The 22,294-nt window shown below is 36.5% G+C and carries 17 protein-coding genes and 4 tRNA genes; 14 read left to right on the top strand and 7 right to left on the bottom strand.

The window, feature by feature from the left end; all coding sequences use genetic code 11:
* Window positions 1-129: 129 nt before the first annotated feature.
* Window positions 130-1,329, top strand: a complete 1,200-nt coding sequence (locus tag CBW18_RS01215) for an MFS transporter (RefSeq protein ID WP_088299436.1) — start codon at window positions 130-132, stop codon at window positions 1,327-1,329.
* On the opposite strand, the gene CBW18_RS01210 is transcribed toward CBW18_RS01215, so the two are convergent.
* From CBW18_RS01210 to CBW18_RS01190, 5 genes are all read right to left on the bottom strand, one after another.
* On the bottom strand, window positions 1,319-2,167 hold the full coding sequence (locus CBW18_RS01210; RefSeq protein WP_088299435.1) for a hypothetical protein: 849 nt from the start codon (window positions 2,165-2,167) through the stop codon (window positions 1,319-1,321). The two genes, CBW18_RS01215 and CBW18_RS01210, sit on opposite strands and share 11 nt — an antisense overlap.
* 172 nt (window positions 2,168-2,339) lie before the next feature.
* Window positions 2,340-5,534 carry an efflux RND transporter permease subunit gene (locus tag CBW18_RS01205; RefSeq protein ID WP_088299434.1) on the bottom strand — a complete coding sequence of 1,065 codons (3,195 nt, stop codon included), beginning with the start codon at window positions 5,532-5,534 and terminating at the stop codon, window positions 2,340-2,342.
* Window positions 5,535-5,598: 64 nt separating this feature from the next.
* Window positions 5,599-6,666, bottom strand: a complete 1,068-nt coding sequence (locus tag CBW18_RS01200; protein WP_088299433.1) for an efflux RND transporter periplasmic adaptor subunit — start codon at window positions 6,664-6,666, stop codon at window positions 5,599-5,601.
* A gap of 2 nt (window positions 6,667-6,668) precedes the next feature.
* On the bottom strand, window positions 6,669-8,009 hold the full coding sequence (locus CBW18_RS01195; protein WP_088299916.1) for a TolC family protein: 1,341 nt from the start codon (window positions 8,007-8,009) through the stop codon (window positions 6,669-6,671).
* Between the two features lie 142 nt (window positions 8,010-8,151).
* Window positions 8,152-8,757: a TetR/AcrR family transcriptional regulator gene (locus CBW18_RS01190; RefSeq protein ID WP_088299432.1), complete on the bottom strand. Its 606-nt coding sequence runs from the start codon at window positions 8,755-8,757 to the stop codon at window positions 8,152-8,154.
* Between the two features lie 165 nt (window positions 8,758-8,922).
* Here CBW18_RS01190 and CBW18_RS01185 point away from each other — a divergent pair, with 165 nt between their 5' ends.
* The 3 genes from CBW18_RS01185 (at window position 8,923) to CBW18_RS01175 (ending at window position 11,111) form a co-directional block, all read left to right on the top strand.
* Window positions 8,923-9,363 carry a sterol desaturase family protein gene (locus CBW18_RS01185; RefSeq protein ID WP_253248929.1) on the top strand — a complete coding sequence of 147 codons (441 nt, stop codon included), beginning with the start codon at window positions 8,923-8,925 and terminating at the stop codon, window positions 9,361-9,363.
* Between the two features lie 74 nt (window positions 9,364-9,437).
* Window positions 9,438-10,454 carry a UDP-N-acetylmuramate dehydrogenase gene (murB, locus tag CBW18_RS01180; protein WP_088299431.1) on the top strand — a complete coding sequence of 339 codons (1,017 nt, stop codon included), beginning with the start codon at window positions 9,438-9,440 and terminating at the stop codon, window positions 10,452-10,454.
* Window positions 10,455-10,580: 126 nt separating this feature from the next.
* Entirely contained in the window at window positions 10,581-11,111 is a 531-nt protein-coding gene (locus CBW18_RS01175) for an RNA polymerase sigma factor (RefSeq protein WP_088299430.1), read from the top strand.
* Between the two features lie 363 nt (window positions 11,112-11,474).
* Here the strand turns inward: CBW18_RS01175 and CBW18_RS01170 are convergent, their stop codons facing one another.
* Window positions 11,475-12,956, bottom strand: a complete 1,482-nt coding sequence (locus CBW18_RS01170) for an NAD(P)/FAD-dependent oxidoreductase (RefSeq protein WP_088299429.1) — start codon at window positions 12,954-12,956, stop codon at window positions 11,475-11,477.
* 133 nt (window positions 12,957-13,089) lie between these two features.
* On the opposite strand from CBW18_RS01170, the gene CBW18_RS01165 reads away from it, so the two are divergent.
* From CBW18_RS01165 to CBW18_RS01155, 3 genes are read left to right on the top strand one after another with little or no spacing between them, the layout of a single operon-like run.
* Window positions 13,090-13,620 (top strand): hypothetical protein, encoded by a 531-nt coding sequence (locus CBW18_RS01165; RefSeq protein WP_088299428.1) that lies wholly within the window; start codon window positions 13,090-13,092, stop codon window positions 13,618-13,620.
* Window positions 13,621-14,301, top strand: coding sequence for a lycopene cyclase domain-containing protein (locus CBW18_RS01160; RefSeq protein ID WP_088299427.1), 681 nt, complete (start codon window positions 13,621-13,623; stop codon window positions 14,299-14,301). It begins immediately after the preceding gene.
* Complete coding sequence (locus tag CBW18_RS01155; protein ID WP_088299426.1) at window positions 14,301-14,534, top strand: cytochrome b5 domain-containing protein; 234 nt, start codon at window positions 14,301-14,303, stop codon at window positions 14,532-14,534. The genes CBW18_RS01160 and CBW18_RS01155 overlap by 1 nt, the downstream gene beginning before the upstream one ends.
* A 90-nt stretch (window positions 14,535-14,624) precedes the next feature.
* On the opposite strand, the gene CBW18_RS01150 is transcribed toward CBW18_RS01155, so the two are convergent.
* Window positions 14,625-15,545, bottom strand: a complete 921-nt coding sequence (locus CBW18_RS01150; protein ID WP_088299425.1) for a PfkB family carbohydrate kinase — start codon at window positions 15,543-15,545, stop codon at window positions 14,625-14,627.
* 145 nt (window positions 15,546-15,690) lie between these two features.
* Here CBW18_RS01150 and CBW18_RS01145 point away from each other — a divergent pair.
* The 7 genes from CBW18_RS01145 to CBW18_RS21315 all read left to right on the top strand — a co-directional run bounded on the left by CBW18_RS01145 (window position 15,691) and on the right by CBW18_RS21315 (window position 22,153).
* Window positions 15,691-15,764: transfer RNA gene (locus CBW18_RS01145), tRNA-Asn, on the top strand.
* An 89-nt stretch (window positions 15,765-15,853) separates the two neighbouring features.
* Window positions 15,854-15,927, top strand: a tRNA-Asn gene (locus CBW18_RS01140).
* Between the two features lie 362 nt (window positions 15,928-16,289).
* Window positions 16,290-16,363: transfer RNA gene (locus tag CBW18_RS01135), tRNA-Asn, on the top strand.
* A 1,894-nt stretch (window positions 16,364-18,257) separates the two neighbouring features.
* Entirely contained in the window at window positions 18,258-18,470 is a 213-nt protein-coding gene (locus tag CBW18_RS01120; protein WP_088299422.1) for a class I lanthipeptide, read from the top strand.
* 68 nt (window positions 18,471-18,538) lie between these two features.
* Entirely contained in the window at window positions 18,539-20,968 is a 2,430-nt protein-coding gene (locus CBW18_RS01115; RefSeq protein ID WP_088299421.1) for a TonB-dependent receptor, read from the top strand.
* A gap of 18 nt (window positions 20,969-20,986) precedes the next feature.
* Window positions 20,987-21,757, top strand: coding sequence for a lantibiotic dehydratase (locus tag CBW18_RS01110; RefSeq protein WP_088299420.1), 771 nt, complete (start codon window positions 20,987-20,989; stop codon window positions 21,755-21,757).
* Between the two features lie 299 nt (window positions 21,758-22,056).
* Window positions 22,057-22,153: transfer RNA gene (locus tag CBW18_RS21315), tRNA-Asn, on the top strand.
* Window positions 22,154-22,294 lie beyond the last annotated feature (141 nt).

The raw sequence follows: 22,294 nt of genomic DNA, 5'->3' as shown, positions 1-22,294 counted from the left end.
TTCTAACTAAAAGGCCTGCCGAAAGGTTGGTTTTTTTGTTAATTGATATGTATATGATAATAATTTTTTAATTTTCAATTGATTTGAGGACCTTTGCATAGGTATTAACGTTCATATAAAAATCAGGAGTTGGAAGAAATTAAAGCAGATCAGGAAAACATTCACACCATTAACCAGCCTGTATTAGCCAAAAGCTCTCCTAATAGAATCCGGTTAGCCGTTTCACTTTTTTACTTTGGTCAGGGCATTGCATTTGCATCATGGGCCAGCCGCATTCCGGATATTAAACATTCCCTGCATCTATCTGACGGTGAGTTAGGCAGTATTTTACTGGCCCTGCCTTTAGGACAGTTGGTTACTATGCCTATTTCCGGCAGATTGGTAACCAGGTACGGAAGTAAGAAAATATTAACCATTACAGCACCTTTGTATGTTTTAGCTTTATGTAATTTAGGTTTGGCTACTGCACCCTGGCATTTGGCTGTCTTTCTTTTTATGTTTGGTGTGGTGGGTAATATGTGCAATATTGCAGTGAATACCCAGGGTTCTGAAGCTGAAAAGCTTTTTGGCCGACCTATTATGACTTCCTTTCACGGTGCCTGGAGCATTGCCGGATTTACCGGTGCCCTGGTGGGTTTACTGATGGTGAATCTGCACCTCATCCCATATTACCATTTTTGGATCATTACTTTCCTCATCTGGATCAATGTATTTCTAAACTACAAACATTTGGTGCCTGGAAAGGGCGCTAAAACAGAGCGGAAACCGAAACTATTTACCATGCCGGAAGGTTCACTCCTGCAATTGGGTATCATCGGATTTTGCAGTATGGCCACCGAGGGCGCTATGTTCGACTGGAGTGGTGTTTATTTCAAAGAAATTGTGAAGGCACCAGCCTCATTGGTTATTTTGGGTTATGCATCATTTATGATCATGATGGCTACGGGGCGCTTTATTGGAGACAGGATCATAGCCAAACTGGGGAGGAAAAAAACCATTCAGATCAGTGGCTTAATTGTTTCTACAGGCATGTTTCTATCTGTATTCCTGCCTTATGTAGTAACCGCAACCATTGGCTTTATGCTGGTTGGTGTAGGTGTTTCGAGCATTGTACCTACCTTATACAGTGTGGCTGGTAAAAATGGAAAAGTATCTCCAGGAATTGCCATCGCAATGGTGTCCAGTGTGAGCTATTTTGGTTTTTTAATGGGGCCACCTTTAATCGGTTATATTTCTGCTTTATCCAGCTTGCGGTATTCTTATGCTGTAATTGGTGTTTTTGGTTTATTAGTGAGCTTTCTGGTAACTAAAATGAAAGCTATTGAGTAGCGGTTTTCCCCAAGCTATCTTTTTGTACCGGCACATAATCCTTTTTAATTAAGCCATGTTCTTTTAGTGTAGCCACGGCGATTTCTATCAGTCTTAAATTTTCTTCCTGATGCCCGTGCTGAACTTCTACATTGATGTAAGGGATATGATTGATCATGGCATAAACCGATAAAGAGCCATCATTCTCGGCAAATTTAGATTGTAAAATGACATTTACATTTGCTTTTTTTAAACTTGTAAATAACCTGGGCTCGGTTACATATAAAAGATCATCGCCATCCATTTCAAAGTTTATGAAAACTGAATCTGCTGTGCTGGATAAATCATATCCGGGTAAGTAGGAGGAAATCCCAAAACCACCATCAGCATTATTGTGCAACGTTAAAAAATAGCCGGTGGCTTTGGGATTATAGAAATCAACAATCTGTTTACCTGCATTGAGAATAAGCTTTTCTACTTCGTTAGAACTGTACGCATCCTTTTTTAAGCGGGTTTTTACACCGGTTTCTGTATAAATGGCATTCGGATCAATACGGTAAGGATCGTCCATATAGGTAAATGTATAATCCCTGACGCCTCCATACTGGCTGTCTATTAATTCTCCGCCGTTCCAGCGGATATAATCAAATCCTGCCTTAACGCCTGTATCTTCATTGTCATGAACCACTAAAAATTTTACGCCATTGGGTTTGTAACTATATTTTACCAGTGTAATGTCAAGATCAGATACTTTAATAAATGAAGAATCGCTGGTCATGGCATCAAAAACAGGTGGATGTTGCGCTTTAACTAAAATTGAAGCACAGATCAGGAGGAGAGATAAAACAATTTTAAACATATGACTAATATACAATGATGCCCAATATTTTGTTTGAAGCCCTTTCATTTACACTGAATTTTCATGTTCAATCTTTTTTTAGGCTGTTGTTCAGTCTTTTGTGGTATTGCAAATTTGATTAAAAAAAAGGTCGCCTTTGTGGGGCGACCTTAATTGATTGTTCATCTTTTTTTTAATGTTTGGCATCTAAATCATATTCCAAAACGTCTTTATGGTCATATGGTTCAACCATTAACTCATCAATGGTTTTTCCTTTTTTGTTGAATCCGAATCTATCCAGAATTCTATCAAATATCAGATAGATTACCGGTACAACAATTAAAGTTAAGAATAACGAACTGGTTAAACCACCAACAATAACCCATGCTAAACCATTTTTCCATTCGGCACCTGCACCACTTGCCAATGCAATTGGAAGCATACCGAATACCATGGCAATGGTTGTCATTAAAATAGGGCGTAAGCGGGCATGATTGGCCAATACAAGTGCTTCCTTGGTCTCTTTACCTTCTGCTTTTAGCTGGTTGGTAAAATCGACCAGGATGATTGCATTCTTTGCCACCAGACCCATTAACATAATCAAACCTAAAATGGTGAAAATACCAATGGAATTATTAGTTAAAGCCAATGCGAGCAATGCGCCAATTACAGCCAGGGGAAGTGAAAACATCACCACGAGCGGGTAAACAAAGCTATCGTAAAGCGCAACCATGATCAGATAAACCAAAATTAACGAAGCCAGCAAGGCAATCCCTAAAGTTCCGAAACCTTCCGATTGGTTTTCCTGATCACCAGCCCAGGTATAACTTACACCGATAGGCGTTTTCATTTTGCCGTTAGCCTGCAGTTGTTCCAGTTTTTCCTGGAATTCTGCTACAATAGTTCCTGTAGGACGACCAATTGATTGTGCCTGTACAGATACTGAAGTAGACTTATTTAAACGCTCCAGCTGACTTGGACCAGAGCCTTCTGTAATGTTTGCAAACTGTGATAATTTAATTTGTGCGCCCTGATCGTTCACAAAGATAAGGTTCCGTACATCATCAATGTTTTTCCTGTTGAAATCCTGATATTGAATGTTGATGTCGTACTCGTACTCACCTTTTCTATACTTTCCATCCGTGTTACCGGCAAAGGCAGTTTGCATGGTAGAACCTACGGTAGATAATGTCAATCCAACAGCCGACATTTTATCACGGTCTACCTGAACATTAATTTCCGGTGTACCTTTCTCTACCGATAATTTAATCTCTGTTGCACCAGAAATCGTTTTAAGTACTTTTTGAGCACCCTCTGCGTATTTTAAAGCACTATCCAGATTGGAACCCATTACCACTAAACTAATAGGTGCATTTTCAGCAATACCCAAAATACTAATCGGCACGGTTTTAACTTTCGCACCAACCAGTTGTTTGGCCAAAGCACGGCTCATTTTGGTTGCAAAAACGTCAGAAGACATGCCTTCACGTTTATCACGTTCTACCAACTTCACGTTAATTTCAGACTTGTAAGCTGTAGCCTGCGTACCGCCAAAATCACCGCTGGCCTGACCAACAGTTGTAATTAACTGGGTAATTTCAGGCTGTTTGCTTAAGAAAGCTTCGGCTCTTTGTGTAAAGAAATTGGTTTGTTCCAAAGGCGCATCTTTTGGTAATTCAATCTGTACCAAAAATTCTCCCTTATCTGATTTTGGAAAAAACTCAGAACCAATAAAACCAGCACCCAATAAACCACATGAACTCAGGAACATCACAAACACAATAATCAGCGTTAATGCTTTATGGTTTAATGACCAGTTTAAAATACTGGTAATCCACAAGGTGAATTTTTTCAGTTGCTTTTCAAACCAAAGGATGAATCTGCCAAACAGGTTTTTACCTTCAATGTGTTCCAGCTTACCATATCTGGAGAAAAGCAATGGCACGATGGTAAAGGAAGCAACTAATGATAACAGTGTGGCTATAATCACCACGATACAAAACTGACGGAGGATGTTTGATACTAACCCGCTACTTATTGCAATCGGGAAGAACACCACTACAATTACGAAGGTAATGGATACTACCGTAAAACCAATTTCACGAGTCGCATCGGATGCTGCACGTACCTTGTTTTTACCCATTTCCATGTGGCGTTGAATGTTTTCCAAAACCACAATCGCATCATCCACCAGGATACCCACTACAAGTGATAATCCCAGTAATGACATTAAGTTTAACGTAAAGCCAAATAAATTGATGCCTATAAATGTTGCAATTAATGAAACCGGAATGGAAACCATTACAATTAATGCATTACGGAAGCTATGCAGAAAGAAAAGCATTACGAATGCCACTAAAATAACGGCTAAAATTAAATCGTGAATAACGGCATCAGCAGATTCAAGGGTAAAAATAGAGCTATCGTTTACAATTTTAATGTCTAATTTATTGGCTGCATATTCCGTTTTAAGTTTTGCGATAATGGCATGTGTACCTTCACTTACTTCTACCGCATTCGCATCACTTTGTTTAATAATTTGTATGGCGATAGATGCTTTGCGGTTAATACGCGCCAGTTTTTCAGTTTCTTTTTGCGAATCCTGAACATCAGCCACATCACCCAGGCGAATTTGTGAACCATCTTTCGATGTCGTTAATACCAGGTTCCGCAGTTCTTCAATACTTCTGTATTTACCAGATAAACGGATTAAAACATCCTGATTTTCAGTTTTAACGCTTCCGGTAGGGAAGTCTAAGTTAGAGCTTAAAATCATTTGTTGTACCTGAGGCACTGCAAGGTTATACCCCTGCAATTTATTGGCATCAAGCATCACCCTGATCTCCCTTTCTGAACCCCCAACTAAATTTACCTGCGCAACACCTGTTACCCTCGAAATCACCGGGGCAATTCTTTGGTCAATTAAATCATAGAAGGAAACATCATCCATATTAGCCGAAGCCGTCATGGTAATTACCGGTAAATCATCTAGCGAGAATTTACTTAATGAAGGTGTTTTAACATCTTCAGGTAAATCTGAAAGAATGGCGTTTACCTTACGCTGTGCGTCGTTCAAGGAAATATCGATGTTCGCTGCATCCGTTAGGGTTATGGTAACGGTTGATAAACTTTCGAATGATACGGAATTGATTTTTTTAATATTTTCCATGGAGGAAACCGCATCCTCAATTTTCTTCGTTACCGTATTTTCTACCTCGGCAGGAGAGGCACCAGGATAAATGGTTGAGATGGATACTACGTTGTTTGAGAATTTTGGTAATAATTCATAACCCAACGAAAAGTAACTCAATAGCCCAAGAAGCGTAAGTGCGGTAAACACCACAATTACCAGCGAGGGCCTTTTTATAGAAATGTCTGTTATTTTCATTTTTAATTTTTATGCTGGTGGTATAGCCACCGCGTGTTCTGACTAATGATTTTAGACTTTCAGCTTATTTAACAATGCTTACGGCAGTACCTTCAGCTAAGTTAATCTGTCCACTGGTAATTACAGTTTCACCTTCATTTAAGCCTTCAACTATTTCCACATTATCACCTAAAATACGTCCTGAAACTACCTTGCGTACCTTAGCCTTGTTATTTGATTTATCATAAACAAATACTTGATTACTACTTACACTACCTACGAAAGAGGTACGAGGGATCAGGATACTTGGTGCTTGTTTAGGGAAGTTAAATACGGCTGTTCCGTACATACCCGCTCTTAAACTGTTTTTGGTATTATTGGTTACTTCAATTTCAATCGGGAAATTTAAAGTTGCATCCGCTTTTGGGGCAATGAATGTAATTCTGCCTGAAAATTTCTCATTAGGGAAAATGGTTGATTTTATGCTGATCTGATCGCCAACTTTAATATTCGCTACCTGCGATTCATTAACGTTTACTTTTAGTTTCAATTTAGAAACATCAACCAGTTCAAATAACTGTGTACCTTGTGCGGTTACAAATGCACCAACTTCAATATATCTTTTATTTACAATACCGTTGATTGGAGATTTGATGTTTGCATCACTTAATTTTCGCTGTGAAGCCTGCAGGCGTAATTTTGCATTTCTGGTAGCCAGTTTAGCCTGGTCCAACTGTTGCTGGGTTACACCGCCGGTTTGAAAAGAGCTCTGGTATCTGGCTTCATCTCTAACTGCATTTTGATAAGTAGCTTCAGCAGTTTCCCTGTCGGTATTAATAATTTCAGCATCAAGGCGTGCCAATGGCTGTCCTTTGGTCACTTTATCACCTTCATCTACATAAATTTTAGTTACGCGACCGGCATTTTCAGATAAGAAGTTTAATTCTTGCTTCGGTGCAAAGTTTCCGTTTGCCACAAAATCTACATCAACTACTTTTTTCTCTACTGTTGCCACACGAACGGCAACTGCACCACCGCCTTCGGCAATGTAAGCCGTTTTGGCTTCGTTCTTTTTCTTATTGTTGGTTAAAACATAGGCTATTGCACCCAGGGCAACAACAATAACGATAATTATGGTAATTATTCTTTTCATTTCTATTGTACTAGCGATTTAATATTTCCGTTTGATTTGATGAGCTGTATTTCGGCAACCTTAAAGTTTAATAATGCCTGGTTATAACTGTTTTGCGCCTGAGTCAGGGAGTTTTCGGTATCCAGTAAGTCAGTTAAAGAAGCTAAACCATTGTTATAGTTATTCTGTGTGCTTTTATAAATTTCCTGTGCCAGTTCGGCATTTTTACGTTGTGAAGTGATGGTATTTAAATTATTGCGAAGTTGAATTTTAGCGTTCTCGTAAGCTAAATTTAATGAATTTGTAGATTCCTTTCTGTCTTCTTTTGCTTTTTTGATCTCCACATCAGCCTGGCGGATTTTTGAACGGGTTAAAAAGCCATTGAAAATGGGTACTTTTAAAGTTAAACCAATCGCCGATGCGCCGTAACCGATAGATGCAGCATTTGAAGATAAGAAATCAAATCCATCACTCTGACTGGAATAAGTATAATTTCCTGTTAAAGATAGGCTGGGGTAGTATTCAGCTACATAGGCCTTCCGTTGAAGCGATAAAAGCTTATCCTGGGTGTTTAACAATTTCACTTCTGTACGGTTGCCGAAGTCAATGGTTTCTGCAAATTCCGGCAATTGCGATACATTGGTCAATTCTGCTTTAGGTAATTCAATAGGTGTAGTAACAGGCATACCCATTGAAAACTTTAACTGATTTTCCAATTGTGTGATGGCATTAACCGTTTGTTCCCTTTGCGTAGTCAGGTTCGTGATATTCACATTGATCCGGTCTACATCAATTTTTCTGGCCAGGCCATTTTGGTATTGATTGGAAACAATTTTTTCGACAACCTTAACATTTTTAATATTAGTATCAATTACACTTAACTGCTCTCTGTTAACCAATACCTGATAGTAATTGTTGGCCACCAGTTCTATAATCTGTTCTTCTGTTAATTGAGCGGTTAGGTTATAATATTCTTCGCTTGATCGGGCAGCCTGCAAACCGGTAAAAACCTGCTGGTTAAATAACTGTTGCGAAAGTTGCACGCCGGCAGAAGAATTCCAGTTCTGACCTAATTTAATGGCCTGTGTCTGACCGCCAAAATTGGCCACCAACTGGCCGATAATCGGGTTATAGGTTAGTCCGGCGTTACCTGTAATTTGTGGTAAAGCCTGCGCCCTTACTTCCTGGACTTTATATCGACCGTTTTCAATATCCAATCTTGATTTACGCACATTGGCATTGTTCTGAAGCGCATAGGTCAGCGCTTCTTTTAGGGTAATCTGCTGCTGCGCAGATACCAGTTGTGGTAAAGCCATGCCAACGATCAGGACGAGCATTAATTTTACCATTTTTACTCTAAGCATCATGTATTGTTTTTTGTTTTGGGTTCTTATCTATGACTATTTTTCCGGTATCAATATACCAGTATTTTAAACGATTAGCCTTTGGGCCTTTATACTTTCCACTTTAAGTTTTGCACTTTAAACTTCCCACTCCCTCATGCTTTCAGCAACTTAATCCCCTGGTAAAGATGGAAGAAAGGTCTTTCTGTTTCTGTTTCATTCTGTTTACAGCTTTTTTATCCGGAAGGAGGTCTTTACCCAGTTCCATAATGCACATATTTGTTAAACCCATCAAGCTTTCCAGGTAAAGTTCTGCTATATGCGACATGTTTTCGTGTTTGATCTCTCCCTTCTCTTTTGCCCTTTCAAAAATCTCTGCATAAAAAACTTTCTCTGAATCTTTTAATGCGGTTAGTTTCTTTTTCATAGAGTCATCGTTAAAAATATCAGGTAGTCCTTCTGAGATTCTCAACATAAAATATTTCATGAAAAAGGTATTTCTGATTTCTATTGTCTGGAATAAAACAGTTTCTAAAGGGGCATCTGGATTATATTTCTTTTTTAATAAGTCGAAATAGTCTGTAAATACCTTTTCAATTACACCAACTATCAAACTTTTCTTATCAGGGAAATAATAATAAAGAGAGGGCTTAGATACGGAAAGATCTTCAGCGATATCATTCATGGTGGTTTTGCCTATCCCAAAATGGCTGAAACGTTTGATCGCCCCGTCAATAATTTGTTCTCTTTTTTTATCAGCTACAATCATTCTACTTTTCTACTTTCTGACTTTTTTAATATTTTAGTCAAAGTTAGATTTAAATTTTCATTTCTTAATCAGCAGGCTAAAATTTGAATTAACAACTGACGCATGGATGACAATCAATTCTCGTTTTAAATGATTTATATATCTTTACAAACCAATAACTTAAGAATGATGCATGTTATATTTGGTATTCTAATTACATTATCTACCCTGATTGTAATGGAATGTTTGTCCTGGTTTATCCATAAGTACTTATTTCATGGCCCTTTGTGGTTCCTGCACAAAAGTCACCACCAAAAATCGCATTCCTTTTTAGAGTGGAATGATGTATTTGCCCTGCTCTTTGCCGCGCTTGCTTTATACCTCATGTATCTGGATCGAAAAAGTTATGGTTATCGCTTTTTTATTGGTTTAGGAATTACTTTGTATGGCATCATTTATTTCGTAATTCACGATTGGTTTGTGCACAGAAGATTTAAAACTTTTAAAAGCAAGAATACTTATTTGCAAATGGTGAGAAAAGCACATAAAATTCACCACAAAAATCAGCGCAAGGAAAAAGGAAAGGCATTTGGATTGTTGTTTGTTAAAAAGAGTTTAGTGAAATAGGTGTTTTATTATTATCAGGGCACTTCTAACATAGTTAAATTTTATTTTAATTTTGCAGCTTAACACCCAATACCATGCCTCAGATTTTGGAAAATATTTCATTAAAGCCTTATAACTCATTCGCTATTGATGTTAACGCACGCTATTTTACTGAAATAGAAACAGAAAGTGATTTGAAGGAATTGTTTCAAAACCCACTTTTTAGTAATCAAAAACGATTAATTGTTGGCGGTGGAAGCAATATGCTGTTTACGCAGGATTTTGATGGCTTAGTGGTGAAAATGAGTATCAAGGGGATCGAATCAAAAAATGAGGGAGATCAGGTGTTGGTAACGGCAGGAGCTGGAGAAGTTTGGAATGATTTTGTGAATTATTGTGTTGCAAACCATTTTGCAGGTGTTGAAAACCTGAGTTTAATCCCAGGAACTGTTGGGGCATCACCTATTCAAAATATTGGTGCATATGGCGTGGAACTGAAAGATGTATTTGAAAGTTGTATTGCTTTTGAAATTAAAAGCGGTCAGATCAAAACCTTTCATTTTGATGATTGCCAGTTTGGTTACCGCGAAAGTGTTTTCAAAGGTGCATTTAAAGGGCAGTACATTATTACCAAAGTTACTTTCCGTTTATCATTAAAAGCAGTGTTAAATACCAGTTACGGTGCCATAGAGACTGAGCTTCATCATCGTGGCATTGAAAATCCTGGTATAGCAGATGTTTCAGCTGCTGTTGCACACATTCGGGTGAGTAAACTGCCGGATCCTTCCACAATTGGCAATGCCGGAAGTTTTTTCAAAAATCCAGTAATAGAAAAGTATGAATTTGCCGATGTGGTAGCCAAGCATCCTGATGTGGTGCATTATCCTACTGTAGATGATAAAATTAAACTTGCTGCAGGATGGTTAATTGAACAATGTGGTTGGAAAGGCAAAAAAATTGGTCAAACCGGTACCTGGAAAAACCAGGCTTTAGTTTTAGTTAACCATGGACATGCTTCTGGCACGGAAGTGTATCAGTTATCTGAACAGATAATAGACAGTGTAAAGTCCACTTTTGGAGTCACTCTTGAACGTGAAGTAAATATTCTGTGACGAAAACTCGCCTGACTAAGGCTGAATGAGGATATTGCCGTGCCAGTTATTTTTGGTATTAAGTTTGATTATAATATTATAAATGAACATCAATTCATTTTATTTAATCTCCTAAAGCTATATATCATGACAAAATTTGAATTCAACCATCTGGTTAACCATCACGCTGTTTCACTTAGATCATACGCTTTAAATTTTACAAAAGATGCCGAAGATGCTAATGATCTTGTTCAGGATACGATGCTTAAGGCGATAACTTACTACAATAAGTTTAAAGAAGGTACGAATTTAAAAGGCTGGTTATTTACCATCATGAAAAACACCTTCATCAATAATTATCGCCGTTTGGTTAAAACAAATACTTTAATCACGCAAAGTGAGGATATTTCTTCCGCAAACCTTTCTTATAGTGCAACTAAAAATCAGGCTGAAAGTAAATTTGTATTGGGTGATATTGATAAAGCACTTTCTCAATTGCCTCAGGAATATTATATTCCGTTTATCCGTTATTTTGAAGGATATAAATATCATGAAATCGCAGATATGCTGGAGATTCCAATCGGAACTGTAAAAACCCGTATTCACGTAGCGAGGGGTATTCTTAAAAAATATTTAAAAACATATTCTAAAGATATTGCCATTGCAGAAATGGCTTAAGATACATCTACTTAAAAACTAAGGTCCTGATTTAATCGGGACTTTTTTTTGCCCTGTTTTTTGAGCGTTATCATTATTATATGATGATTTGTAATAAAATAATAAATAGAAAATGAAATAAGTATTTTCGACAAACGGGGCTATGTATTTCCGGTCAGTGAGGTAAAAAGCAAAAAGGCCCGGAAAAACCAGGCCTTATTTGCTTATCATATATTTGGTTAGTTGATTCTTATGTTTACTTTCAACAATTCGCCTTCTCTTTCGTTTCGAAACAAATGCAAACCCTGAACAATATTGCGTTTAAAAGGTTATTAGCAGTGTTTTTGTTTTGTGGATATAAAGATAAGGGAAATTTTAAATTTGTCAAGCTTTTTTTAGCTTTTTTATTATTTCTTTTGCCACCACTTGTCCGGATATGATGGCAGGAGGCACTCCAGGGCCTGGAATCGTTAATTGTCCGGTGTATAACATGTTTGTTACTTTGCTTTTCATCTTTGGTTTTAAAAAAGCAGTTTGTTTCAATGTGTTTGCCAGGCCGTAAGCATTTCCTTTGAAAGCATTATAGTCACTTACGAAATCATTCATAGCGTAACTTCTTTTGAAAAGAATAGCATCCCGGATTTCATTGCCAGTCAAGTCTCTGAATCTATCTGCCAGAATTTCAAAGTATTCCGCTCTTTTCAACTCGCTATCTTCCAGACCTGGTGCAAGCGGAATTAGAAAGAAAAGATTTTCACAGCCTTCCGGAGCCACGCGATCATCAGTTATAGATGGGCAGCAAGCGTAGAACAATGGTTGAGATGGCCACTGCGGATCAGTATATATTTCTTCCGCATGCTGATCAAAATTCTGGTCGAAAAATAAATTGTGATGCAGAACATTCTTAAGTTTTTTATTTAAGGCGATGTAAAAGAGCAGGCTTGAGGGGGCCATTGTTCGGCTTTCCCAATATTTTTTGTCGTAATTCCGGTAAGGTTTATCCAGTAAATGTTGCTCTATATGGTTATAATCTGCATTTCCTATAACATAATCAATCTCCAAATCGCCTTTGTTGGTTTTGATTGTTTTCGCAATCTTACCTTTTACTTCAATTTTAGATACAGTAGTATTAAATAAAAACTTAACACCTTCCTGTTCGGCAATGGTTTGCATAGCCGAAACGATTTCATGCATTCCGCCCATCGGATACCATGTACCCATAATAAGGTCTGCATAATTCATCAGGCTATATAGTGCTGGGGTGTTCCCGGGTGTTGCACCCAGAAACAATACCGGAAATTCCAGCAGTTTCCTTAGTTTTTCATTTTTAAAGAGTTGGTGAACATGATTACGCATATTGCCCAGAAGCTGTAATTTAATACCACTTATGGCCAGCCGGGGATCAAAATATTCCATTACACTGTGTGACGGTTTAAACACATATTCATTCATACCGACGTCATATTTGTATTTCGCCTGCTTCAGGAATACCTCAAGGTTCTTTGTGCTTCCGGGTTCTAATTCTTCAAACAGCGCATACAATTTTTCGATTGTGGCGGGTACATTTAGGGTGTCTTCTCTGTTGAAATAGATTCTGTAGGAAGGGTCCAGTCTTTTCAGCTCATAAAAATCAGAGGTGGTTTTATTGAATAATTGATAGAAGTTTTCAAAAACATCTGGCATCCAATACCAGCTTGGCCCCATATCGAATGTAAATCCATCTTTTTCCCAAGTTCTGGCCCTGCCACCGGCCATCTCATTTTTTTCGATTACAGTCACTTCGCAGCCATGTTTAGCTAATAAAGCTGCGGCAGAAAGCCCTGCGAAACCAGCGCCAATAACTGCAACCTGCGGTTTTTTATCCATGATGTAAATAAAAGGATTTTATGGGATTTTGTTTGGAAAATAATGATGCGAGTGCAATTCTTTTAATTCACAGTATTGATCGCCGATGTCAGATCATGTATTTTCATTCCTTTTATTACATTTGCATCTAACCATGTCAAAAATTCGATTTTTAATTCTTCTATTTACCATTAGCGTAAACCTTTGTTATGCACAGTTATCTCCCAAAGAACTTTCAGCACTTAAGAACGACCTGGTAAAGGCAGTAGATGATTCCAAATTAACCGATTCTTTATTTGTTAAACTAAATAAGTTAAGTGGTAAAACGGCTTTAACAACGGCCTATCTCGGAACGCTGGAAGCACTAAAAGCAAAACATGCCTGGAGCCCGTATAATAAGATAAAGTATGTAAAGGCCTCGCAGAAAGCCATGCAACAAGCGGTTAATATGGATAAAGAAAACCTGGAAATTCGCTTCATGCGTTTTTCTATTGAACACTTTACCCCATCTTTCCTGGGGTTTAGTAAAAATTTGAGCATAGACCGCAAACAAATTGTTAAGCACTATCAGCATGGTAATTTTGGCAGCGCTGATCAGGCCCTGATTAAAAATGTAGCTAAGTTTATGGTCGAAAGCAAACGTTGTACGCCTGAAGAAGTTAAAGTCCTAAAAAAATATGTTTAAATGAATTATACCTATTTACTCATCAATATTGCTGTAATTTTCTTCCCTCTGGTATTGTCATTTGATAAGAAGGTTCATTTTTTCAGTAAGTGGAAATTCATTGTGCCGGCGATATTAATTACCGTGATTGTTTTTCTGATCTGGGATTTACTCTTTGTAAAATTGAATGTATGGTCTTTTAATCCGGATTACATTACAGGCATCAATTTGTGGGGTTTGCCTCTTGAAGAAATGCTGTTTTTCTTAACAGTGCCCTATGCCTGTGTTTTTATTTACGAATGCCTAAATGTTTATTTCCCTAAAAATGGTTTACAAAGATATAGCCTGGCGCTGAGCAACCTTTTTCTGGGCTTATGTATCGCCATTCTTTTCTTTGGTTACCGCTATTGGTATACAGTTATTAATTTTGGGTTTTTATTTGTTGTGCTGGCCTACGTAGAATATATTAATACAAAGCTTCGTTTTATGTATCGGTTTTACAGGGCCTACCTTGTAGCCTTGATTCCATTTTACATTGTAAATGGATTTTTAACAGCAATACCTGTAGTGATCTACAACAACAAAGAAAACTTAAGTTTTAGGGTAGGTACAATTCCTTTTGAAGATCACTTCTATTTAATGAGCTTATTATTAATGAATATTTATTTATACGAATGGTTTAAAAATAGGGCGATAAAATAATGGAATTGCCAGTGTACACCAAGCAGCAATTGGCTTTGCGGAACGGACAGGATAAACCTCAGATCTGGGTGGCTTATAAGGGGTTTATTTATGATATGACTGATAGTCGCTTGTGGCGTAACGGTAAGCATTACGAACATTGGGCAGGGCAGGACCTTACTGATGAGTTGCCAGATGCACCTCATACAGAAGCGGTTTTTGAGAAATTCACTCCTGTTGCAAGAATGATATAAATAAGAATGCCGCAGATGTACAAATCATCAAGATTTGCAAGTCTGCAGCAATAATTAAAGACTGGAAATTTTGATTGCTATTTAATAAATTTAAGCTTCGATAGTGAAAGCACTCAGGTTAACAAACTCCTGGATTCTATCTGCAACCTCTTGATCTGTTAAATTTAATAACCTTTCCGTTCCAAATTTTTCTACACAGAATGAAGCAAGTGCTGATCCATAAATAATGGCATTTTTCATGTTGTTAAAATTAATGGTACCCACTTTAGCCAGGTAACCAATAAATCCGCCTGCGAAAGTATCGCCTGCGCCAGTCGGATCGAAAACTTCTGCCAAAGGTAATGCCGGTGCTGAGAAAATCTGATTTTCATGAAATAACAATGCACCATGCTCACCTTTTTTGATGATTAAATATTTTGGCCCCATGGTCAGGATTTTTTTAGCGGCTTTAACCAGTGAATATTCGCCGGAAAGCTGACGTGCCTCTGCATCATTAATGGTTAAAACATCCACCATTTTAATGGTCTCCAGCAGGTCATCCATCATAATGTCCATCCAAAAGTTCATGGTGTCCATTACAATGAGTTTAGGGCGGTTTTTAAGGCGTTTAATCACGGTTTGCTGTACTTGTGGCGTCAGGTTGCCTAACATTAAAAATTCGCAGTTCTGGTAGCTTTCCGGAATAATAGGGTCGAAATGTTCCAAAACATTAAGTTCGGTTATTAAGGTGTCGCGACTGTTCATATCGTTATGATATTTTCCACTCCAAAAGAACGATTTTTCGCCGGTTTTAATTTGTAAGCCTTCCGTATCTATGCCATGCTGCGTAAGGATCTCAATATTTTCTTTTCCGAAGTCATCACCTACAACAGCGACAATTTTTGCTTGATTATAGAAGTAAGATGCAGCTAAACTGGCGTAAGTTGCAGCGCCACCAACAATTTTATCTGTTTTTCCGAATGGCGTTTCAATAGCATCGAACGCTACAGTACCTATGATTATCAGGCTCATATATTTTTATTTGAATTTTTTTAAAAATTTTTCACTGCAAATATTGCATAAATAATTTAAAAGCCCTAATATTGCATTCCCAAAACGAACAAGGGTATGCAGGCTGAAAAGCCTTAATAACCTCGATTTGGGAAACAACCAGCACTCCTTCTTAGCTCAGCTGGTTAGAGCATCTGACTGTTAATCAGAGGGTCGCTGGTTCGAGCCCAGCAGAGGGAGCAAAAATCCTCACAGTAATGTGGGGATTTTTTATGACAAACTTGCTAAATGATTTTAGCAAAACATACAGTACCAACCAGAATAAATATTCCTTCTTAGCTCAGCTGGTTAGAGCATCTGACTGTTAATCAGAGGGTCGCTGGTTCGAGCCCAGCAGAGGGAGCAAAGATTTTTAAGTCTGAAAATCACATAAAAACCCCATTTCTAGCTAATAGGATGGGGTTTTTTATTTTCATAATAGGAAGTATCCTACCTCCAGAAAATTTTTCAATCGCCATTTTCCATCGAGTTCAACAGCAAAAATTGCTGAACTTGACGAAAATATTCTACAAATATTTAACAAGAAAAATCCCGTTTTTTCCTATGATTATCAGGCTCATATATTTTTATTTGAATTTTTTTAAAAATTTTTCACTGCAAATATTGCATAAATAATTTAAAAGCCCTAATATTGCATTCCCAAAACGAACAAGGGTATGCAGGCTGAAAAGCCTTAATAACCTCGATTTGGGAAACAACCAGCACTCCTTCTTAGCTCAGCTGGTTAGAGCATCTGACTGTTAATCAGAGGGTCGCTGGTTCGAGCCCAGCAGAGGGAGCAAAGATTTTTAAGTCTGAAAATCACATAAAAACCCCATTTCTAGCTAATAGGATGGGGTTTTTTATTTTCATAATAGGAAGTATCCTACCTCCAGAAAATTTTTCAATCGCCATTTTCCATCGAGTTCAACAGCAAAAATTGCTGAACTTGACGAAAATATTCTACAAATATTTAACAAGAAAAATCCCGTTATCTAGGACTTCCGGTATCCGTAAACGCAATTTTTCAACTTAAAAAAATGGCAACAGTAGATGCAAAAATTTACGTGCACCATTTAAAAAATGATAAAAAGAATTCATCTTTTTTCACATCATTCTGCTCAGGGAATATTTTGCTCATTGATATCATAAACTCCCCGAGTGTAAAAGGTTTCAGTAAATAATCATCTGCGTACACCTTAAAAGCATCATAACCATACTTAATATGTCCAGTAGTGAATAACTAATTTATCTGTCTTGTTTCTAATTGCTTTAGAAAGCTCTATACCATTAATCTTGGGCATATCAATGTCAAGAAGAATAAGGTGTCTACGGGTTCGGCTTTAGCTATAGATGTAAGTGCCTTTAATGGGTCTATATAACTTTCAACCAGCTCAAGTCCGGGAAACGAATCGATATATTTTTCTAGGCTCAATATGGCATGGCGGTCGTCATCGATTATAATGCATCTAAACATATCTTGTAAAAGGTAAGAAGCAACTTATATAATCTTTTTATTTTTTTATATGAAAAATGGTTTTAAAGGAAATAGGGTTTAATATAGAAAAAAGATGTCTTTGTATAATTAAATCATTAAAAAATTATAGGTTTTGACTAGTTTTTAAAATATCTTTTCTAAAGAATTATGTCTAAAATGTTTTTTAGTTATTTCTCGCAAAACTTCCTGTAATAGATCCAAAACATATTATAAAGTAAAATTCGAATAATTTTTTCATAAAACTGCTGAATCCTATCATTATAGGTTTCCACTTTTTCAAAATTGACCAGAATATTTTTAATAAAGAAAGGTGAAATAACATTCCGCCGATAACCTTCTTTGAAAAATCCCAAAAGTATTCCTCAAAATGCAACATTGTATATAGAAAAATATATCTTTTATATAAAAAAGTTTAAAAATTGATAAATAACTATTAATTATAATTAATTATTTCGAATTAGTAAATAAATTAGTAAATAAATTAATACAATGAATTTATATTAATTATACTTTCATCGTAAGCCTCTGTCAATACTAATTTAGTTATAAGAGTTTAATTTTCAGATAATTAATTTATTGATGTATGAAATTGCAAAGTGTTAAAGTTTTTAAAAAGAATCATGTTACCCAATTTAAGTTAATCAAATATTTATTCAGTTATTAATGATTTCATTTGGCTTATAAAGAAACATATTGCAAAGGTGCTTAAAAAGTTTGCTGCTAGCTGGTTTAATCTATTTTAGTGGATTGACAGTTTATGGACAACAAAGCCTACGTTTAAATCTTAAACTAATTAGTAAAGAATACGATAGGCCAGTTGCATTTGCTAAAATTTCCTTAATTAATATGCGAGGTGAGACACACTGAGCTGGCTTATCTGATACTTAAGGAAAATGTCTATAGGATAAATTAAACGGTAAATTTAAAATATTTACAAGTCTAATAGGTTATGAAAGCTATACTTCCTTATCCTTTGTTTTTAAAATAATAGTTACAACTTAATGGTAATGATGAAGTAATGGTTTTGGTTGATGGCAAAGGGGAATTAAAAATCCAAAATGAATAGTTAGAAATGTTTGTTGGACTAAATAGAATCAATGACATTATAAAGACATCATAGATATTGTTGCGCGACGATGGGAGTAACTCGAAAATTCCCAAAAGAGTAGAGATAAACATCAAAAAATATAAGAACCATGAAAAAAATGGAATTAAGCCCATTGGTGTTGGACAAAGAAACAATTGCCAGACTTGACGAAAAACAATTAAATGACATCCTTGGTGGTGGAGTGGATTATGATGCAACATCTACAGGCTGTGGATCAGGTGGTAGTACCTGTGGTAAGGAGAATGATGCTACTTCGACCGGATGCGGCACGGGTTCTAGCACTTGTACTGCGATAGCATAGTTTGAGACAAACAGGATCGGTTAATTCCGATTCTGTTTGTTCTATTTATATCCATCGAACCAATATTTATGATCAACTGGAAAAGACATTTCATTTTAAAGATTTTTATAGCCGAGGCATTTTTTTTTATTTTTTTCCTTTCAAGCTCTACTGTAAGAGCGCAACATAATATTTTGGGGAGTGTTTCCGATGGTAGGAATCAGCCAATAGCAGATGCAACAATTTATATCATTAATGCTCGGTCTGCAGAAAAGATAACACAAACATTATCATCAGATAAAGGAAAATTTAACTTTTCTGTTAAGGATACGGGGAGTTACAGAATACGCGTGAGTCACCAAATGTTCGAAGATGGAAAGTTAGAGTTAAAGCTTTCAACTAAGGATACTACTCTATCAGCCATTGTACTTATACCTATGACCGTTTCATTAAAGGATGTTACGGTTGAAGGTAACCGACCAATTTTAGAGCAGAAAACAGACCGGTTAGTATTTAATGTTGAAAATAGTGTTTCAATGACGGGCTCTACTGTATTGGAAGCCCTGTCTAAAATTCCAGGCGTTCGAGTAAATCAATCAAATGGCGTATCACTAGTTGGAAAAGGACAGGTAAACGTAATGATTGATGATCGACTGATACAGATGTCTGGTGATGATTTGGCGAATTATTTACGATCTATGTCTTCTAATGAGGTTTCCAAAATCGAAGTAATTACGAATCCACCTGCTAAATATGATGCTGCAGGGAATTTTGGTCTAATTAACATTGTAACGAAGAAAAAGAGACAGCATGGTTTCAATGGTAGTTTTTCTGGCGCACTATCTAAAGCAACCTACTTATCTGGCAATTCGGGCTTACTATTAAATGTAAACTCTGGAAAACTAAGTGTAAATTCAAGCTTCAACATTAGTAATAACATTTTTCAAGAGAGTACCCGTCCAAGTATATTTTATCCTTCTCAAACCTGGGATCAGCGCAGAGAGTCAAAAAACACCAGCGAAAGTTTCCTTGGCAGATTGTCGTTGGACTACCGAATTACTAAAAGGCAGGCCATTGGACTAATTTATTCTTATGGGGCTAGATCTATTCCGGCAGAAGAGGAATCTACCACAAACATATTTCCTGCTTCGAATCCAAACTTGATTGATTCTGTTATCAATGCTCGAAATGGTTTATCAAAAACCTCGAATAGTAATAACATCAATCTTCATTATGAATATCTCTTGGATACATTGGGCAAAAAATTCTCTATAGATGGCGCTTATTTTACCTTTAACAGTACAACGGCCCAACAATCTGTCAATGAATCTCTTGTAGATGGAATAATATCAAACGTTAGCAATACTTCCAGCTACGCTCCACAAAATGTAAATACTTATACCATACAATCTGATATATCCTTTCCGAATAAAATTATGGATTTTAATTTTGGTGGAAAATTGTCTTTTATCAAAACAGCGGCCTCATCAAACTATTATTATAATGTAAATACAATCACATTCGAAAACACTTTACTCAATAATGCCTTTAATTACAGCGAAAATATACAAGCTCTCTATATCAGTGGTTCAAAGGAACTTGGGCGATTCAGTCTTCAGCTAGGCCTTAGAGCAGAGAATACCTTGACTACTGGTGAATCAATTACCGCTCAACAAACTACAAAGGTCAACTATCTTAAAATCTTCCCAACAGCATATTTGATGTACCAGAAAGATCAAAATAACTCATTTGTTCTATCATACGGCAAGCGTATCAATAGGCCAAGTTATTGGTATCTAAACCCATTTAAACAATTTGTAAGCCCTTATTTTTATTATGAGGGTAATCCATTTTTGAGGCCATCGTTTAACAACATCTTTCAGCTTACATTTAATCATAAAAACAAACTAATAACAAAAGCAAATGTCTATTTGCTCAATAATATTTTTGATCAGATTGTGATTAATGATAATTCCACCAAAATATCCAAATTAACAAGGCTTAATTACTATTCCCAAAGAAACTATGGTATTAGCCAGAATTATATCTTTAGTGATTTGAAGTGGCTTGAAAGCTACAATTCTGCATCTATCAATTATATTTCTACAAAATCGAATATTGATTATGCGTCAGGTCAGAGCGGTTTCGGCGGTGATTTATCTTCAAACAATACTTTCAAATTGAATAAGGCACGAACAATTACAGCTAATGCAGACTTTAGTTATACGTTTCCTATGGTATCTGGAATTTCAAAATTCGAAGCGTACTATTCTTTAGATGCTGGTATTAAGGTTTTACTTAACAAAAAAAATCTAGCGCTCGCTGTCAATGCTGTTGATATTCTGAAGACATCTAAAGTGCGATTCAGTTCTGTGACAAACAATATTCAAACTAGTTATAATAATTACTTCGACAGTCAATCTCTACGCTTTTCATTAAATTATAGTTTCGGTAAAGTTGCAAAAACTAATAGGCAAATAAAAGAGGTAAACAATGATGAATCAAGAAGAGCTAATTAAAAACAAAAATGACCTCTAATGAAAAATATATTGAACCCTTCAAAACAATTAGATAAAAACCCTAGCGGGCACTTCCTTTATGACTTTTGTATTGTAAGAACCCCAACTTTTCCTATAGAACGTGCTATTAAGTTGAATAACGATTTATCCATGTATGAAAAGATGGAGGATCAGACTATAGCAAGGGAGATGTTAAAAGAACATTTTTCTAACAGAGAATTCGTTAAGGCACTTTTTTTTGCCTCAGAAGAGGTTTATGGGCTTATGTTAAGCTGGTTGGAGGGGAAAGAACTAGACAAGAAAAAAACGGATAAGCTTATGTTGACTCTACATAAATATTATTCAAGAATGTGTACGCGAAGTACTCCTTATGGCTTGTTTGCAGCGTGTAGTTATTCCACTATCTCCGAAAAAAGCACGATAATGGATTTCACTGATGCAATTCCAAGGCAAATTAACCGGTTTAGCATGGATTTCATAAACGATTTTGTAAGTGGAATATGGAAATTTCAAGATATAAGAAAAAAAATGATTTTCTATACCAATACATCTCTATATGAAGCAGGTGAAAAGTATATTTATACAGAGGCAAAGTCAAACAAATCCTCTGTTGGTTATGCACTCAGCGCAATAAAAAAAACGGCATTTACTGAAAACACAATTAAAATATCCCAAAATGGAGCCAGCTATCAAGATATCGTTTCATGTTTAACGCCTAGTGGCGCCACTGTCAGTATCAAAAGTACCAGCACTTATTCCCTTTCAGGGTGCGCCAAAAGACCAGTTTAATCACCAGGAGCGTGTTTTAATTTAATTTGTTAATGATGATGGAGATCTTGTTGGCGAACCAGAAATAAGAGCTGTGGTAAAAACCCATGACGGCGATGAAAATAACAGTGCGTAGTACGAGGCCTTTGTACTTGCATAGGGCGCACTTCTTAATAGTTTAGGGAGCTAATATCTTACAAAATAATTTTTGAATGTTAATCAAGAGTCCGAGATCCAGATAGAATAGATGTTACAATTCTAAAAAGAAATTCTTAAATTTACAGGTAATTAAAAACCGTTACACATATTTAACGGAATATCTTTGCTAGCTTGTAATTGATTGATTAAGATGTAATTAGGAATAAGGAGCATCTGACTGTTAATCAGAGGGTCGCTGGTTCGAGCCCAGCAGAGGGAGCAAAGATTTTCAAGCCTGAAAATCACATAAAAACCCCCATCCTAGCTAATAGGATGGGGGTTTTTTATTTTCATAATAAGTGCCAATCATAAAAAAGATTACGATAAGCATCAGAACCATTATAATTTTACCTGAACCAT

Source organism: Pedobacter sp. AJM (assembly GCF_002197755.1).
Classification (GTDB): Bacteria; Bacteroidota; Bacteroidia; order Sphingobacteriales; family Sphingobacteriaceae; genus Pedobacter.
The sequence above is the reverse complement of the archived record's forward strand: the minus strand, read 5'-3'. Positions and strand labels throughout refer to the sequence as shown.